This is a genomic window from Streptacidiphilus sp. PAMC 29251 (assembly GCF_054208735.2).
In genome coordinates this window covers 5,951,485-5,967,437 of sequence record NZ_CM135725.2, presented here as the reverse complement: position 1 = coordinate 5,967,437, position 15,953 = coordinate 5,951,485, and the positions used below count along the sequence as shown (strand labels likewise).

Genomic DNA, 15,953 nt, shown 5'->3' with positions numbered 1-15,953 from the left:
CCGGCAAGGCGACTCCCGACGGCGGCCACGGGTCCTGGTTACGCTCGCCGCAAGGGCACAGTCGGTAGTGGCCGGAAAGCCATGGGACGGAGACGACGCAATGCCGGACTGGGAAGGCGTGCGACTGCATGTCGTCAGCGGCAAGGGCGGCACGGGAAAGACCACCGTGGCCGCCGCACTGGCGATCGCCCTGGCCGCGGAGGGCAAGCGGACTCTGCTGATCGAGGTCGAGGAGCGGCAGGGCATCGCCGAGCTCTTCGGCATCTCCGCGCTGCCGTACGAGGAGCGCAAGGTCGCCAGCGTGGGCCCGGGGGCACTGGGCCGCCGGGGCGGCAAGGGCAGTGCCCCCGAGGGGGAGGTCTTCGCCCTGGCCATCGACATCGAGCAGGCGCTGCTGGAGTACCTGGAGATGTTCTACAAGCTGGGCCGGGCCGGAAAGGCGCTGCGCAAGGTCGGCTTCATCGACTTCGCCACCACCATCGCCCCCGGTCTGCGCGACGTCCTGCTCACCGGCAAGGCCTGCGAGGCCGTCCGCCGCAAGGGCCCGGACGGCCGCCGGGTGTACGACGCGGTGGTGATGGACGCGCCGCCGACCGGGCGGGTCAGCCGCTTCCTCAACATCAACACCGAGGTGGCCGGGCTGGCCAGGTTCGGCCCGGTCTTCACCCAGTCGCAGGCGGTGATGCGGGTGATCCGGTCGCCGGAGACCGCCGTGCACCTGGTGACCCTGCTGGAGGAGATGCCGGTCCAGGAGACCGTGGACGGCGTCACCGAGCTGCGGGCCGCCGGACTGCCGGTCGGCGGGGTGATCGTCAACATGGTCCGTCCGCCGCTGCTGGACGAGGCGGCGATACTCGCCGCCGACGGGGACCACCGGGACGAGCTGGCGGCGGCCCTGGCCGACGCCGGCGTGGGCGCCAGGGCCCGGGGCGGGGCAGCCAAGTCGGGCGCGGCGAAGGCGGCCGTCCCGGCGGCGACCCGCAAGCTGGTGGAACCACTGCTGGCACAGGGCCGGGAGCACGCGGCCCGGGTGGAGCTGGAGCGCGAGCAGCGCGCCGACGTCCAAGCCCTGAAACTGCCCACGTACGAGCTGCCGCTGCTCAGCGGCGGAGTGGACCTGGGCGGCCTGTACCGCCTCGCGGCGGCACTGAAGGAGGAGGGGGCGGCATGAGCACCGAGCCGAAGTCCGAACCGAAGTCCGAACCGAAGGCTGTGCCGAAAACGGCGGCGAAGGCCGTGCCGAGGACCGCGTCCAAGAAGGAGGACCCGCTGGCGGGCCTGCGCCTGGACGTGGACGCGCTGATCGACGACCCGGCGACGGCGATCGTGGTCTGCTGCGGCTCCGGCGGCGTCGGCAAGACCACCACCGCCGCAGCCCTGGGCCTGCGCGCGGCCGAGCGCGGCCGCAAGGTCGTCGTGCTGACGATCGACCCGGCCCGGCGGCTGGCCCAGTCAATGGGCCTGACCGAGCTGGACAACACCCCCCGGGTGGTCAAGGGCGTCGGCGGCGGCCAGGGCGGCGAGCTCCAGGCGATGATGCTGGACATGAAGCGGACCTTCGACGAGGTCGTGCTCGCCCACGCGGACCCCGAGCGGGCCCGGCAGATCATGGAGAACCCCTTCTACCAGTCGCTCTCCTCCGGCTTCGCCGGCACCCAGGAGTACATGGCGATGGAGAAGCTGGGCCAGCTCCAGGCCGCCGGCAGCTGGGATCTGATCATCGTGGACACCCCGCCGAGCCGCTCCGCGCTGGACTTCCTGGACGCCCCCAACCGGCTGGGCTCGTTCCTGGACGGCAAGCTGATCCGGATACTGATGGCCCCGGCCAAGGTCGGCGGACGCAGCGCGATGAAGTTCCTCAATGTGGGGATGAACATGTTCACCGGGGTGCTCGGCAAGGTGCTGGGCGCCAATGTGCTGCAGGACGTGTCGACCTTCGTGGCCGCGATGGACTCCATGTTCGGCGGCTTCCGCGAACGCGCGGACCGTACGTACAAGCTGCTGCAGGCGGAGGGGACGGCGTTCCTGGTGGTGGCCGCGCCGGAGCGGGACGCACTGCGGGAGGCGGCGTACTTCGTCGACCGACTGGAGAAGGACCGGATGCCGCTGGCCGGGCTGGTGCTGAACCGGGTGCACCGTACCGGCGCGCCGCAGCTGACCGCGGAGCGGGCGCTGGCCGCGGCGGAGACCCTGGAGGGCCTCGACGCCGACGCCCCGGAGGGCGGCGAGGTCGTCCTGCCGCCGGAGACGGAGATCCTTGCCGCCGGGCTGCTGCGGCTGCACGCGGACCGGGTGCGGACGATCACGCATGAGCGCCGGATGCGCGACCGCTTCGTCTCGGTCTATCCGGACGTGCCTGTGGTCGAGGTCGCGGCCCTGGCCGGGGACGTGCACGACCTGGACGGGCTGCGGGAGATCGGCGAGCGGCTCGCCGCGGGCTAGGCCCTCGGGTGGCCGGGCAGCGTGGCCAGGCAGAGCGGCCGGGCAGCGTCGAGCGACCCGCGGGTCCGGCCGTGCGGGGCGCACCGGCGGCCGGATCTCGCGGGACGTACGCCTCCGCGGCGGACCCTCAGCCGGCCTCGGCGTAGTCCGCCTCGGTGATGTCGCCGATGTCGCCGATCGAGAAGGTCTGCTCGTACTCGGTACGAGCGGTCTCCAGCAGCTTCCGCCAGGAGATCACCGTCGGTCGTCGGCGCAGCAGCGCCCTGCGCTCGCGCTCCGTCATTCCCCCCCACACGCCGAACTCGACGCGATTGTCGAGGGCGTCCGCCAGGCACTCCGTCCGCACCGGGCAACCGGTGCACACTGCCTTGGCGCGATTCTGCGCCGCCCCCTGAACGAACAGTTCGTCCGGATCACTGGTGCGGCAGGCTGCCTGCGCGCTCCAGTCGTCAACCCAGCCCATGCTGGTGCCGTCCTCTCCCGAATCGAGGCTCCCCCACGGCGGCAACGGCATATTCGCTGTTGCCAGTTGAGGACGTTACGGAAGAAGAGCAGGTTGCAACAGCCCCTTGGGGCCCAATCCTGTATGGCCCGTTCGGACTATGCGTGCGGGATAGATCACCCACTGGAGTGATTGCAGGTAAGAAGGCCAGACAGGCTTCGGGTACCTGTGCAATCCTTCCCACTGGTCTTAGTTCCTGGCATATGACTACGATCCGGACAGATCTCATCACCCACATGAGTGACACCAGAGCGCGCACAGGAACTTGTCGCAAGCTTGTGACAAGAGTAGGCGAACAGATGCCCGTGTGTCCGGGTAACCGCCACGTAAGGTTCTGCCCATGGCAGTGAATCGCTCTGGATCCCCTCTTCACAAGGTCGGCCTTGGTGCCCGCCTGCTCGGTGCGAGCGTGCTGGCCGGCACGCTCGTCGCCGGGCTGGCCCTCCCCGCCGTCGGCGCGCTGGGATTCAGCGCGAAGTCCGCGACCGACTCCTTCAACGGTGTGTCGGACGACTTCACCGCACCTGTGCTCGCCCAGGCGTCGACCATCTACGACGCCAAGGGCGGAGTGATCGCGAAGGTCTACAGCCGCGACCGCACCGTGGTCCCGCTCAGCCAGATCAACCCGTTGATGCAGAACGCCCTCATCGACATCGAGGACAACCGCTTCTACCAGCACGGTGCGATCGACCTCAAGGGCACCCTGCGCGCGCTCACCAGCAACGCCGGCTCCGGCGACAGCGGCGGCTCCCAGGGCGGATCGACGCTGACCCAGCAGCTGGTCAAGAACGAGAACGTCGAGCTGGCCGGCGACAACGTCAGCGCGGTGCTGGCAGCGCAGAAGCAGACCATCGGCCGCAAGATCCAGGAGCTGAAGGTCGCGATCAAGCTCGAGGAGACCCTCTCCAAGCAGCAGATACTCGCCGACTACCTCAACCTCACCTTCTTCGGCCAGCAGACGTACGGCGTCGAGGCCGCCTCCGAGCGCTACTTCAGCGTCCATGCCAGCCAGCTCAGCATCACCCAGGCCGCGCTGCTGGCCGGGCTGGTCCAGTCGCCGACCCGCTACGACCCCACCGAGCACCCGGTCGCGGCCAAGACCCGCCGCGACGAGGTGCTGACGGCGATGGCCACGTACGGCACGATCACCCCGGCCCAGGCCGCCACGGCGAAGGCCACCCCGCTGAACCTGAAGGTGAGCAAGCCCAACGAGGGCTGCATCACCGCGGGCAACGGCGAGCAGTTCTTCTGCGACTACGTGAAGCACATCTTCCTGAACAACACGGCCTTCGGGGCGACCGCGCAGGAGCGCAAGGCCCTGTGGGACAAGGGCGGCCTGCAGATCCACACCACGATCGACCCCAAGGCGCAGACGGCCGTGGAGAAGTCGGTCCACAAGCACGTGTACACCACGGACAAGGCCGCCACGGCGATGACCATCGTCCAGCCGGGCACCGGCAAGATCCTCGCCATGGGCCAGAGCCGCAACTACGGCACCGGCGCCTCGGCGAGCGTGACCACGCTGAACTACAACGTGGACGAGTCCATGGGCGGCGGCGGCGGATTCCCGACCGGCTCGACGTTCAAGCCGGTCACGGCGGCCGCGGCGCTGGAGAACGGCTACGGCATGGACACCGTGTTCCCGTCGAAGGTCTCCGAGCCCTACCCGGCGATGACGGACTGCTACGGCAAGTACCACTCGGAGTCGGACAACCCGCCGGACAAGAACGACTCGGCGTCGCTGGTCGGCCCGTTCAGCATGCCGGATGCCATGGCCAAGTCGGTGAACACCTACTTCGTCCCGCTGGAGGCGAAGGTCGGCCTCTGCAACGTGGTCAAGATGGCCGGCAAGCTCGGCCTGGCGAACACGGCCCGCACCGTCAAGGGCAGCAGCACCAAGCTTCAGCCGCTCAACCAGGTCCAGTCGCTCACCCTCGGGGTCAACAACCTCACCCCGCTGCAGATGGCGAACATGTACGCCACCTTCGCGGCCCGCGGCACCTACTGCTCGCCCACCGCTCTCACCAAGGTGACCACGGCGGACAACAAGAACGTGCCGATCCCCTCCGCCAACTGCCACTCGGTCATGTCGACCACGACCGCCGACTCCATCACCACCATGCTCAACGGCGTGGTGCAGGACGGTACCGGCAAGCCGGCCGAGTTCTCCGACGGCCGTCCCAGCGCGGGCAAGACCGGCACCACCGACAACCACTACCAGGTCTGGTTCGTCGGATTCACCCCGCAGATGGCCGGCGCCACCGTGGTCTCCGGCACCGCGGGCGACATCAGCCTCTCCAACCGGACCATCGGCGGCGAGTACGTCGGCTACGCCTCCGGCGGTGGTACGGCCGGTCCGATCTGGCACGATGCGATGACCGCCGCGCTCAAGGGCGTTCCCTTCGCCAACTTCAACCTCGTCTCGCTGCCCAAGTCGGTCCCGACCGAAAAGGACAAGGGCAAGGGCAAGACCGGCGGGACCACGGCCGGCACCACCGCCGGCACCACTGCGGGCAACACGGGTGGGAACACCGGTGGGAACACCGGGGGCCTCATCGGCGGACTGATCGGCGGCGTCGGCGGCAACAACGGCGGCACGACGGGCAAGCCCGGCGGTCACTGACCGCGGTCACTGACCGAGTGCGGCAGCGCTTGGCCGTAGCACGGTAGGAATGCCCGAGGGGCGCCCGGATCCACTCCGGGCGCCCCTCGGGCATTGGCCTCCACCGCCGCTTACCGCCCGCCGCAGCGGATCGCCGATGCGGACTGCGGACTGCGGACTGCGGATTACGGCCTGCGGATCAGCCCGCCAGCGCCTGCTTCACCGCGGCCGCGACCCGGCCGCCCTCGGCCAGCCCGGTCACCTTCGGGTTCACCAGCTTCATCACCGCGCCCATCGCCCGCGGCCCCTCGGCGCCGCCCGCCCTCGCCGCAGCGACAGCCTCGACGACGATCGCCGTCAGCTCGTCGTCCGTCAGCTGCTTCGGCAGGTACGCCGCCAGCAGCTCGCCCTCGGCCCGCTCCCGCGCCGCCGACTCGGCCCGGCCACCGGCCTCGAACGCCTCGGCGGCCTCCCTGCGCTTCTTCGCCTCACGGGTGATCACCTTGAGCACCTCCTCGTCGGAGAGCTCACGCGCGACCTTGCCGGCCACCTCCTCGTTGGTGATGGCGGAAAGGGTGAGCCGGATCGTGCCGGACCGCAGCTCGTCCCTGGCCCTGATCGAGGCCGTCAGGTCCTCCTGCAGCTGCTTCTTGAGCTTCGTGGTCATGGGCCCAAGTCTTGCATCCCGGACAGTCGGTCGCCGCCCAATAACCCCCGGCCGGCGCCCTCCTGTCTCCCCGCCGTGGCCCTCTCGCCTGCCCGCCGACCCCCGGCTGTCGCCCTGCTGGCCGTAGGCGACTCCACACCGACCCCCCTTGCCGACCCTTCGCCGACCTTTCCCAGACCCCCGTCGCCAACTCCCGGTTCCACTGCCGGACACCCGTTCTGCCACCATGGGGGCATGCGACCGCTCTACGCCGTACCCCTGGGAATCGCCGCCACCGGAGCAGCCTGCGTGGCGTACTCCGCCGGATACGAGGTGCGGTCCTTCCGACTGCGCCGGGTGACCGTGCCGGTACTGCCGGCCGGGGCGAGCCCGCTGCGGGTACTGCAGCTGTCGGACATCCACATGGTCAACGGCCAGGACAAGAAACAGCGCTGGCTGCGCGCCCTGGCCGGGCTCAAGCCCGACTTCGTCGTCAACACCGGCGACAATCTCTCCGACCCGGAGGCCGTCCCGCCGTCCTGGACGCGCTCGGCCCGCTGCTGGAGTTCCCGGGCGTGTACGTCTTCGGCTCCAACGACTACTACGGCCCGGTGCCGAAGAGCCCGACCCGCTACCTGGGCGCGATGTTCTCCGGCGACCACGGCCTGAATCGCCGGGACGGCACGCCCCGACGCGGCGTGGTCGGCGCCATACACAACCCCTGGGAGGACCTGCGGGACGGCTTCGACCAGGCCGGCTGGCTGGACCTGACCAACACCAGGGGACGGCTCAAGGTCGAGGGCCTGGACCTCGAGTTCACCGGCCTGGACGACCCGCACATCCGGCGCGACCGCTACGCCCAGGTCGCCGGGGGGCCGTCCGCCGAGGCCGACCTCTCCATCGGCGTCGTGCACGCCCCGTACCTGCGGGCGCTGGACGAGTTCACCGCCGACGGCTACCCGCTGACCCTCGCCGGGCACACCCACGGCGGACAGCTGCGCGTCCCCTTCTACGGTGCGCTGGTGACCAACTGCGACCTGGACCGCCAGCGGTGCCGGGGGCTGTCCCAGCACTCCGCAGGCGGCCACGACTCGTACCTGCACGTCTCGGCGGGCTGCGGCACCAACCGCTACACCCCGGTCCGCTTCGCCTGCCCCCCCGAGGCCACCCTGCTGACCCTCACCGCGACCGCCTGAGTCCTTTCGGGCCCTTTCGGGCGACGGCGCGGCCGGGCCGCCGGGCGACGGGGGGCTGATCACCCCCGTGGCCCTCACGCCGGGAGCTTGAGCCACCCCTGCTGGCGCGAGGTCTCCGCGGCGACCTTCAGCAGCCGCTCGATCACCGGCGACCGGTTCTGGCCGCGGGTGACCAGCTGGATCTCCACCGCCGAGGCGGGGTCCAGCGGCAGCCACACCAGCCCGGCCGGAAGCCCGACCCGGCCCGACTCGCCGACTATGGTGACCGCCGAGGCGGAGGCGACCGGAGTGTAGGACGCGTCGAAGTCGAGGCCGCGGACCAGGACCTCGGGCTTGGCCCCGACCCGGTCGCAGATCTCCATGACCTGGTCGTAGTGGCCGGGGTTGTGGGTACGGGCGTGCAGCAGCAGCTTCACGCCGTCCAGATCGGCCGGATCGACCGACTCGGCGCCGCCCTGCGCCAGTGGATGGTCCCGGCTGACGATGACCCCCTGCCGCTCCAGCCGCAGCAGCGTCAGCACCAGGTCCTGCTGCGGCGGGGCGCAGCGCACCAGGCCGACGTCCAGCGTGCCGGCGGCGACCCCGTCCACGATGTCGGCGAAGACCATCACCCGCGCGGACACCTCGATGCCGGGGGCCTCCTCGCTCATCGCCAACAGCAGCTGCGGGGCGGTGTCGTAGCCGGCGCTCATGCCGTAGCCCAGGTTCACACTGCCGAGCCGCCCGTCAGCGAAGGCACGGACCCCGCGCCACAGGCTCTCCGCGGCGTCCAGCAGGCCGGGACCGCGTTCGAGCAGCATCCGTCCGGCCTCGGTGGGCTCCACCTTGTGGGTGGTGCGGCTGAGCAGCTCCACCCCAACTCCCGCTCCAGCTCCCGCACCTGGCGGCTGAGCGCAGGCTGCGCGATATGCAGCCGCTCGGCGGCGCGGGTGAAGTTCCGCTCCTCGGCCACGGCGAGGAAGTAACGCAAGCGACGCAGTTCGGACATGGTCCCATCTTAGGCGCGCGGTCATGCCGTGTCGGCATGGAGTGATGGAAAACAAGTCTTTCCCTTCACCCCCGTGCTCTCGATACGTTTTCCCCAGATGAATCGGAGCGCAATTCGAGAGGCCGGAAATGAATTCCACGGAAACCAGCAAGGACGTCGTCAGGAACTACCTCGCCACACGCGACTGGACCGACACCAGCGCCCAACGTCGCTTGGGAAGCTCATGATCGGCTAAGGTCTGGATCTTGTGCCACGTGATCACATAGCTGGTGAGAGCTACCCGGAGCGGCTGCGGATGGGGCTGCTGTCGCGCACCTTTACGCCCGAGTTGGTCGACTTCGTCGTCGATGAGGCCGGGGCGCGGGAGGAGCGGACCAAGTCCCTGCCCTCGTCGCTGATGGTCAACTTCGTTCTGACGATGTGGCTGTTCACCGGCTACGGCTACGGGCTGGTGCTGCGCGAGCTGGTGGAGAACTGGCCGCGCCGTGCGGGCGAGACCTGGCGGCCGGCGACCACGGGAGCCCTGACCGAGGCGCGGGCGCGGGTGGGCCCGGTCCGCTGCGGCTGCTGTTCGACCGGGTCGCCGGCGCCAGGGGGACGCCCGCCACACCGGGGGCGTTCTGGCGCGGACTGCGCCTGGCCTCCATGGACGGAACCCTGGTCGACGTCCCCGACAGCGAGAAGAACACCGCCGCGTACACGCGCTCCTCGAACGCCGCCGGCCCGGGGCCGTATCCGCAGGTACGACTGCTGGCCCTGGTGGAGTGCGGCACCAAGGCGATGATCGGGGCCGTCTTCGACTCCTTCGCGGTCGGCGAGCGGACCCTGGCGCTGCGGCTGCTGCCCCTGCTGGGGCCAGAGATGCTGCTGCTGGCAGACCGGGGCTTCCCCGCCTACGGCCTGTGCACCGACACCGCGGCCACCGGGGCCCAACTCCTGTGGCGCGTCTCGCAGTCGTTCGCCCTGCCGCTGGTCCAGGTGCTGCCCGACGGCACCTACCTGAGCGAACTGCGCGGGCGACGCAAGGGCGAGCGGATGCCGGTGCGGGTCATCGAGTACACCGTGACCACGACCACCTGGGGCCCCGACGGGACCACGGAGGAGACCTCGGAGCTGTTTTGCCTGATCACAACCCTGCTCGACCCCGTCACCGCGCCCGCACAGGAGCTGGCCGAGCTCTACACGTCCCGCTGGACCAGCGAGACGATCTTCAAGCACATCAAGATCGAACAGCGCGGCGGGCGCACCGCCACCCTGCGCTCGAACAGCCCCGCCATGGTCGAGCAGGAACTGTGGGCGATGCTCTGCGTCTACCAGGCAGTCCACGAGCTGGCCCTCGACTCCGCCGAGCAGGCCCACGTTCCCGCCGCGGAGATCAGCTTCAAGAACACCCTCGCCGCCGTCCGACGCACCGTCGGGACGGCTTTTCCCCCCTCGCCAGCTGGCCGCCAAGGCCCGTGACGTCCGCGCCGACCTCATCCGCCAGGCCGTCACACCCCGACCCGGACGCGCCGCACCCCGTGCCGCCAAGCGCAGCGGCACCGGATACCGCACCCTGAAACCCGACGAGCCCGCCACCACCCGCGTCACACACACCGTCAAGCTGCAGCTCTTCCCCCAGGCACACCGACCCGGCAACCCGGCAACCGTCGTCACCCTCTGCACCCACAACAACCTTGACGAACAATCACGAACACTCGAACACTTCACCGCCGCGGCCTAGCCAAGCGACGTTGCACCAGCGCCCGCGCCGCCCTCTTCGCCGAGGACGCGACCTGGACCCTGATCGGGAACCTGCCCATGTCCGGGACCTGGCACGGGCACAAGGGGATCTTCGAGGACTTCCTCGGGCTGGCCTTCAGCCGCATCGACACCGAGACCCTGGACCTGACCGTGCTCGACCTCTTCGGCGAAGGCGAGAAGGTCACCCTGGAGTGGACCTCCCAGGCGGCGGTGCACGGCGGCGGCAGGTACGACCAGCACTGCCTCGCCGTCTTCACCGTCCACGACGGACTGATCACCGCCGTCCGCGAGTACTTCGACACCGAGCACGCCCGCCAGGCCCTCTTCAGCGACTGACCGCTTCAGCCGCTTCAGCGCCTCATCACCTGAGCGCCCCATCACCTCAGCGCATCGCGACATCCCGCACCATTCGGCATCCGACTACCGAAACGGCGAATTCACCATGAAAGCCATGCTCCCCACCGGGGACATTTCCCGCGCCGTCGAATTCGGCGACACCGAGGAACCGCAACCGCGCCCGGACGAGGCGGTGGTCGCAGTCGAGGCGTACTCGGTCAACCGCGGTGAGACCTTCCGCCTCGAAGACCCGCTGCGCCGCTGGCTGCCCGGCAAGGACGTCGCCGGCACGGTCCTGCTGCCGGCCGCCGACGGCAGCGGACCGGCCAAGGGGGCCCGGGTGGTCGGCCACCCGCCGGCCCGGGGCTGGGCCCAGCGGGTCGCGATCAGCACCAGCGACCTGGCCGTCCTGCCCGACCGGCTCGACACCACCACCGCCGCGGCCCTCCCGCTGGCGGGCCTCACCGCCCTGCGGCTGCTCCGCGCGGCCGGCCCCACCGCCGGACGCCGGATCCTGCTGACCGGCGCCAGCGGCGGCGTCGGGCACTACCTCACCGAGCTGGCCTCCAACACCGGCGCGGAGATCACCGCTGTGAGCGCCAACGAGGAACGCGGACGCCGCCTGCTCGACCTGGGCGCGAAGGAGGTCGTCCCCGAGGTGGAGCAGGCAGCCGGCCCCTTCGACCTGGTGCTGGAGTCCGTCGGCGGAACCTCGCTGCCGGCGGCCCTCGCCCGGCTCGCCCCCGAAGGCCTGCTGATCTGGTTCGGCCAGGCCAGCCGCGCCCCGGTCACCCTGAACTTCTTCGACTTCTTCAAGGCCGGAGTCGGCGGCTCGATCCGCCACTTCGACTACACCCGCAGCGACCGCGGCTACGGCGACGACCTCTCCGTCCTCGTCCGCCTCGTCGCCACCGGCCGGCTCCATCCGGAGATCGGCCTCCGCCACGACTGGTCCCGCACCACCGAGGCCATCACCGCCCTCCGCGCCCGCCGTGTGCGCGGCAACGCCGTCCTGATCACCTCCTGACCTGCACCGCCGCCACCCCACCCGCCGTCCCCCAGGAAAACCGGATTTCGTCCCACGGCCAGGGTCCGCTAGAGTAATCCTCGTTGCACCGGGGTGTGGCGCAGCTTGGTAGCGCGCTTCGTTCGGGACGAAGAGGCCGTGGGTTCAAATCCCGCCACCCCGACCCAGGTCAGGGCCCCTGTCGAGATCATCGACAGGGGCCCTGAGTGTTTATCTGCGTGACTATGGTTTTGGATCGCTCTTGAAGAGGTCGTCCATCCCGACCGCCCCGGTCTGGATCACCGGCCGGATCTGCTTCCGGTAGACCTCCTCCGTGACCGCGGTGCTGGAGTGCCCGACCAACCGCGAGATCTCCTCCAGCGGGACGCCCTGATCCGACAGCAGCGACACGAAGCTGTGGCGTAGCTCCCGCGGAGTCCAGTCGGCGGCCGTCACGCCATCCGCGTTGGCAAGGGCCGTGCGGAACGCCCGCCGTACGTGGGAGGGGTCCAACGCCGTCCCAACGTCGGAGTGGAAGACAAGATTGTTCTCCTGCCACTTCTCCCCCGCCGCGTAGCGATCCCAGCCCTGATTTACCCAGTGATCCAACAGGGCTTCAATGCACCGGGCCGGCAGCGCCAGCGTCCGCCGCGACTTCCGAGTCTTGGTGTCCCCGCCGGCACGCACCGACCGCCACACCGCCATGTACGGCGGAACGGGTGGACTCGCTTCAGGCTGACCCTTCAGGAAGACGTGATCCCACGTCAGTGCCCGAAGCTCCTCCGTGCGCGCCCCTGTCAGCAGAGACACGACGATGTAGGCGTAGATGGAACTCTTCTCAGCCGCCCGGAGCACTTCACCCGTGTCGGCGGCCGTGGCAGAGTCCAGGTGTGCGGCCAGTTGAGTCCAGGCTGATGGCCACCGGAAATCCAGGTGGATGGCCTGTTGACCTGTGGTGTTCCTGATCGCTCCCTTTATCTGAAGAAGACCCCTCCGTCCGGTTTGCTGGTGTTTGCGAGCATCAGCTACCGGCCGGAGAGGTCCTATGACGAAGTCTGACAGAGAGATCATGGAAATCTTTGAGGCGTACGACCTGACGGAGACCGTCTGGTCGGCGGCGGCCCTGAGCGGGCACGACCCCAAGACCGTCAAGCGGTATGTCCAGGCCCGTGACCACGGGCTCAATCCCTTCGAGCACGCGCCGCGGCCGAAGATGATCGACGCCTACCTGGAGAAGATCGAGGAGTGGGTCGACCAGACCCACGCGGCGATCCGGGCGGACGTGGCCCACGACAAGCTCGTGCGGATGGGCTTCGCGGGCAGTGCGCGCTCGACCAGGCGGGCGGTGAACGCGGCGAAGGGCGCGTGGCGGTCCGGGCGGCGGCGCTCCTACCGGCCGTGGATCACCGAGCCGGGGATGTGGCTGCAGTTCGACTGGGGCGAGGGCCCGCGCATCGGCGGGCGGCGGACCTGGCTGTTCTGCGCGTGGCTGTCGTGGTCGCGGTTCCGGGTCGTTATCCCGGTCTGGGACTGCACGTTGGGCACCCTGGTGGCCTGCCTGGACACCACGTTGCGCAGGATCGGCGGAGCGCCGACCTACATCCTGACCGACAACGCGAAGACCGTCACCGTCGACCACATCGCGGGGATACCGGTGCGGCACCCGCAGATGGTCGCCGCCGGCCGGCACTACGGCTGCCAGATCGTCTCCTGCGTGCCCTACGACCCCGAGTCCAAGGGCGGCGCGGAGGCCACGGTCCGCATCGCGAAGGCCGACCTGGTGCCCACCACCGCGAACCTGCGGCCCTCCTACGACACCTTCGCCGAGCTGGCCGATGCCTGCCGCAGTTGGTGCCTGGAGGTCAACGCGCGGCGCCACCGCTCGACCGCGCAGATCCCTGACCTGCGGCTGGAGATCGAACGTGCGACCTTGCACGTCCTTCCCGCCGAGCCGTTGGCGTTGGCGCTGGGCGCTGAGAGGACGGTGGGCGCGGACCGGACTGTCAGTTTCAACGCGGTGCGCTACTCGACGCCGCCGGGCTATACCGGGCAGCGGGTGTGGTGCCGGGTGGTGGGTGAGGAACTGTCGATCACCGCGCGCACCGACACCGGCGACCTCGCCGAGATCTGGCGCCACCAGCTGTCGACCCCGGGGGTCCCGCAGATCATCGACGCGCACTACCCCGACCACCCCGAGGGCCGGAGCATCCTCGCGCCGCGGCTGGCACCGCGCTCGGAGGCGGAGATCGCGTTCGTGGGCATCGGCCCCGGGGCGGGGCGCTGGCTCAAGGAGGCCGGACCCGCCGGCGCGGTGCGCATCCGCGCGAAGATGGCCCGCGCGGTCGAGCTGGCCACCGTCATGGGCAGCGACAACGTCGACCGGGCCCTGGGGCTGGCAGCCACAGCCGGACGCTTCGCCGACGACGACCTGGTCTCCATCCTGGAACACCTCCAGGGCAGCACGCCCCTGGGCGAGGTCGTGCGCGCGGACGAGAGCCACTCCGCCCAGAGCGGCACCTCGGGCTGGCAAGCCCTGGGCCAGCAGAACAACCCACGCTGACCACACCCACCCTGACTATCCATCACCAGACGATCGGCACCGCCATGTCCTTCCCCAACCCGCCCGCCATCCCCGAGGAACTCGACAAGCTGATGCGCCGCATGCGCCTGCCCTACATGCGCAAGGCCGCCCCGACGTCCTGGCCACCGCCCGCGCCCAACGCTGGGACCCCGCCGAGGTCCTACGGCTGCTGATCGCCGAGGAGGTCACCGGCCGCGACGCCGCCACCCGACGCCTTCGGCGTCACTCGGCGAACTTCCCCACCGGCAAGACCCTCGCGTCCTGGCGCACCGAGGATTCCACCATCCCCGAACCCACCCAGAACTCCCTGACGACCCTGGAATGGATCGGCCGAGCCGAGAACCTGGTCATCGCCGGTCCCTCGGGGACCGGGAAAAGCCACTTCACCGAGGGTCTGGCCCAGGCCGCGATCGAGAAGGACCTGAAGGTGGCCTGGTTCACCCTGGAGACCCTGACCGCCGCGATCGGCAAGTCGAAGGTCGACGGGTCCACCGCCCGCACCGTCGCCCGGATCTGCCGCGCTGATCTGATCGTTTTGGACGATATTGGCCTGCTGCCGGTCGGCGAGGACGCCGCCGAGGCGTTCTACCGCATCATCGACGCCGCCTACGAGCGCCGCTCCATCGCGGTGACCAGCAACATTCACCCCTCAGGCTTCGACACGATCATGCCCAAGACCCTCGCGGGTGCCAGCACCGACCGCCTCATGCACCACGCCCACCTCGTCACCACCACCGGCGACTCCCACCGCCTCGCCGAAGCCCTCGCCGGCAAGGGCGTGGTCCCTCTGAACTGACCTCCCCCACCCCAGGAGCACCACTGACCACAGGCCTGGGTTTCTGATGGCCACCAGCCTGGTGAACCCACGACCACCTACCTGGGGATCTCAATGACCGTTGACAACCCGCCTGAGCGAATGTCAGCGCTTTCGACGGCCGCCCCGGAACGTGTCAAGTCAAATGAGACGTTCGTACGGTTATGCGCTCTGTTGTGCTGATTCGGGTTCTCTGCGTTTGGCGGGGTCGTTGATCCACGCCTGATCGGGGATCTTGGGCGGGCGGGGGCGGCGGGCGAAGCGTTCGGGGTGGCGGGCGTATGCCTCGTTGAGCGTGACGGCGCGCTGGTCCTGGACTTGGCCGGCGGTGCCGAAGTGCACGGACGCAGGCGTGTGCAGCCCGATGCCCGAATGGCGATGCTCATGGTTGTAATAGGCAATGAATGAGTCGAACCACTCGCGTGCGTGGTTCAGGGAGTCGAACCGCGCCGGGTAGTCGGCCATGTACTTCGTGGTTTTGAACTGGCTTTCGCTGTACGGGTTGTCATTCGAGACCTTGGGGCGCGAGTGCGAGCGCGTCACGCCCAGATCGATGAGCAACTGCGAGACTTTCTTGCTGGTCATCGAGGTGCCGCGGTCCGCGTGCAGGTGCTCGGGGGCGATGCCGTTGCGTTCGACGGTCTCGCTGATCAACTCCTCGGCGCGCTCGGCCGATTCGGCCATCTCCACGGTGTAGCCGACGACGTAGCGGCTGAAGATGTCGATGATGACGTAGGCGTGGTACCAGATGCCCTTGTCTGGTCCGGCCAGTTTGGTGATGTCCCAACTGAAGACCTGCGAGGGGGCGGTGGCCACGAGTTCGGGGATGGACTTGGCGGCGTGGGTGGCCTGGCGGCGGCGCTCGCCGGTCTGGCCCTGGGCCTCCAGGATCCGGTACATCGTGCGCACTGAGCAGTAGTAGCGGCCCTCGTCCAGTTCGCGCGCCCAGATCTGGGCAGGTGCCAGTTCGGCATAGGCCGGGCTGTTCATCAGTGCCAGGATCCGCGCGCGCTCCGCCGGAGCCAGAGCTGAGGGCGGCGAGGGGCGCGGAGCGCGCTCGCGCGGCGGGGCGGGTTGAGCCGACGGTAGTGCGTGGC

The 15,953-nt window shown here is 69.7% G+C and carries 11 protein-coding genes, 1 tRNA gene and 5 pseudogenes; 11 read left to right on the top strand and 6 right to left on the bottom strand.

Features of this window, described 5'->3' with window-relative positions; genetic code table 11:
- The first annotated feature begins 100 nt into the window (after positions 1-100).
- Positions 101-1,171: an ArsA-related P-loop ATPase gene (locus ACXKR8_RS28495; RefSeq protein WP_458267432.1), complete on the top strand. Its 1,071-nt coding sequence runs from the start codon at positions 101-103 to the stop codon at positions 1,169-1,171.
- Complete coding sequence (locus ACXKR8_RS28490) at positions 1,168-2,442, top strand: ArsA family ATPase (RefSeq protein WP_458267431.1); 1,275 nt, start codon at positions 1,168-1,170, stop codon at positions 2,440-2,442. The genes ACXKR8_RS28495 and ACXKR8_RS28490 overlap by 4 nt, the downstream gene beginning before the upstream one ends.
- 127 nt (positions 2,443-2,569) lie before the next feature.
- On the opposite strand, the gene ACXKR8_RS28485 is transcribed toward ACXKR8_RS28490, so the two are convergent.
- Positions 2,570-2,905: a WhiB family transcriptional regulator gene (locus ACXKR8_RS28485; RefSeq protein ID WP_458267430.1), complete on the bottom strand. Its 336-nt coding sequence runs from the start codon at positions 2,903-2,905 to the stop codon at positions 2,570-2,572.
- Positions 2,906-3,284: 379 nt separating this feature from the next.
- Here ACXKR8_RS28485 and ACXKR8_RS28480 point away from each other — a divergent pair, with 379 nt between their 5' ends.
- A complete protein-coding gene (locus ACXKR8_RS28480; protein ID WP_458267429.1) occupies positions 3,285-5,567 on the top strand; it encodes a transglycosylase domain-containing protein in 2,283 nt (760 codons plus the stop codon).
- Positions 5,568-5,745: 178 nt separating this feature from the next.
- Here the strand turns inward: ACXKR8_RS28480 and ACXKR8_RS28475 are convergent, their stop codons facing one another.
- Positions 5,746-6,213, bottom strand: coding sequence for a GatB/YqeY domain-containing protein (locus ACXKR8_RS28475; protein WP_458267428.1), 468 nt, complete (start codon positions 6,211-6,213; stop codon positions 5,746-5,748).
- A 234-nt stretch (positions 6,214-6,447) separates the two neighbouring features.
- Between ACXKR8_RS28475 and ACXKR8_RS28470 the strand changes: the two are divergent.
- Positions 6,448-7,388, top strand: a pseudogene (locus ACXKR8_RS28470) (metallophosphoesterase).
- 74 nt (positions 7,389-7,462) lie between these two features.
- On the opposite strand, the gene ACXKR8_RS28465 reads toward ACXKR8_RS28470, so the two are convergent.
- Together ACXKR8_RS28465 and ACXKR8_RS28460 are read right to left on the bottom strand one after the other, a co-directional pair.
- Entirely contained in the window at positions 7,463-8,242 is a 780-nt protein-coding gene (locus ACXKR8_RS28465) for a LysR family substrate-binding domain-containing protein (protein ID WP_462099894.1), read from the bottom strand.
- 59 nt (positions 8,243-8,301) lie between these two features.
- Positions 8,302-8,376, bottom strand: a pseudogene (locus ACXKR8_RS28460) (LysR family transcriptional regulator); the annotation flags it as partial.
- A gap of 295 nt (positions 8,377-8,671) precedes the next feature.
- On the opposite strand from ACXKR8_RS28460, the pseudogene ACXKR8_RS28455 reads away from it, so the two are divergent.
- From ACXKR8_RS28455 to ACXKR8_RS28435, 5 genes and pseudogenes are all read left to right on the top strand, one after another.
- A pseudogene (locus ACXKR8_RS28455) lies at positions 8,672-8,869 on the top strand (transposase domain-containing protein); the annotation flags it as partial.
- Positions 8,797-9,837 (top strand): IS4 family transposase, encoded by a 1,041-nt coding sequence (locus ACXKR8_RS28450; protein WP_462099893.1) that lies wholly within the window; start codon positions 8,797-8,799, stop codon positions 9,835-9,837. The pseudogene ACXKR8_RS28455 and the gene ACXKR8_RS28450, both read left to right, overlap by 73 nt.
- Positions 9,838-10,062: 225 nt before the next feature.
- Positions 10,063-10,455, top strand: coding sequence for a nuclear transport factor 2 family protein (locus ACXKR8_RS28445; protein WP_458275097.1), 393 nt, complete (start codon positions 10,063-10,065; stop codon positions 10,453-10,455).
- A 106-nt stretch (positions 10,456-10,561) separates the two neighbouring features.
- A complete protein-coding gene (locus tag ACXKR8_RS28440) occupies positions 10,562-11,482 on the top strand; it encodes a zinc-binding dehydrogenase (RefSeq protein ID WP_458267425.1) in 921 nt (306 codons plus the stop codon).
- An 89-nt stretch (positions 11,483-11,571) separates the two neighbouring features.
- Positions 11,572-11,645 (top strand) — tRNA-Pro (locus ACXKR8_RS28435).
- Positions 11,646-11,704: 59 nt separating this feature from the next.
- Here ACXKR8_RS28435 and ACXKR8_RS28430 read toward each other — a convergent pair.
- Positions 11,705-12,316: pseudogene (locus tag ACXKR8_RS28430) on the bottom strand (site-specific integrase); the annotation flags it as partial.
- A 190-nt stretch (positions 12,317-12,506) separates the two neighbouring features.
- Between ACXKR8_RS28430 and istA the strand changes: the two are divergent.
- Both istA and istB read left to right on the top strand, forming a co-directional pair.
- Positions 12,507-14,021, top strand: coding sequence for an IS21 family transposase (gene istA, locus ACXKR8_RS28425; protein ID WP_458267424.1), 1,515 nt, complete (start codon positions 12,507-12,509; stop codon positions 14,019-14,021).
- Between the two features lie 44 nt (positions 14,022-14,065).
- A pseudogene (istB, locus tag ACXKR8_RS28420) lies at positions 14,066-14,838 on the top strand (IS21-like element helper ATPase IstB).
- Positions 14,839-15,018: 180 nt separating this feature from the next.
- On the opposite strand, the gene ACXKR8_RS28415 reads toward istB, so the two are convergent.
- The gene (locus ACXKR8_RS28415; protein ID WP_462099892.1) at positions 15,019-15,846 is read right to left on the bottom strand and encodes a transposase; all 828 of its coding nucleotides are present in this window, start codon (positions 15,844-15,846) and stop codon (positions 15,019-15,021) included.
- Positions 15,847-15,953 lie beyond the last annotated feature (107 nt).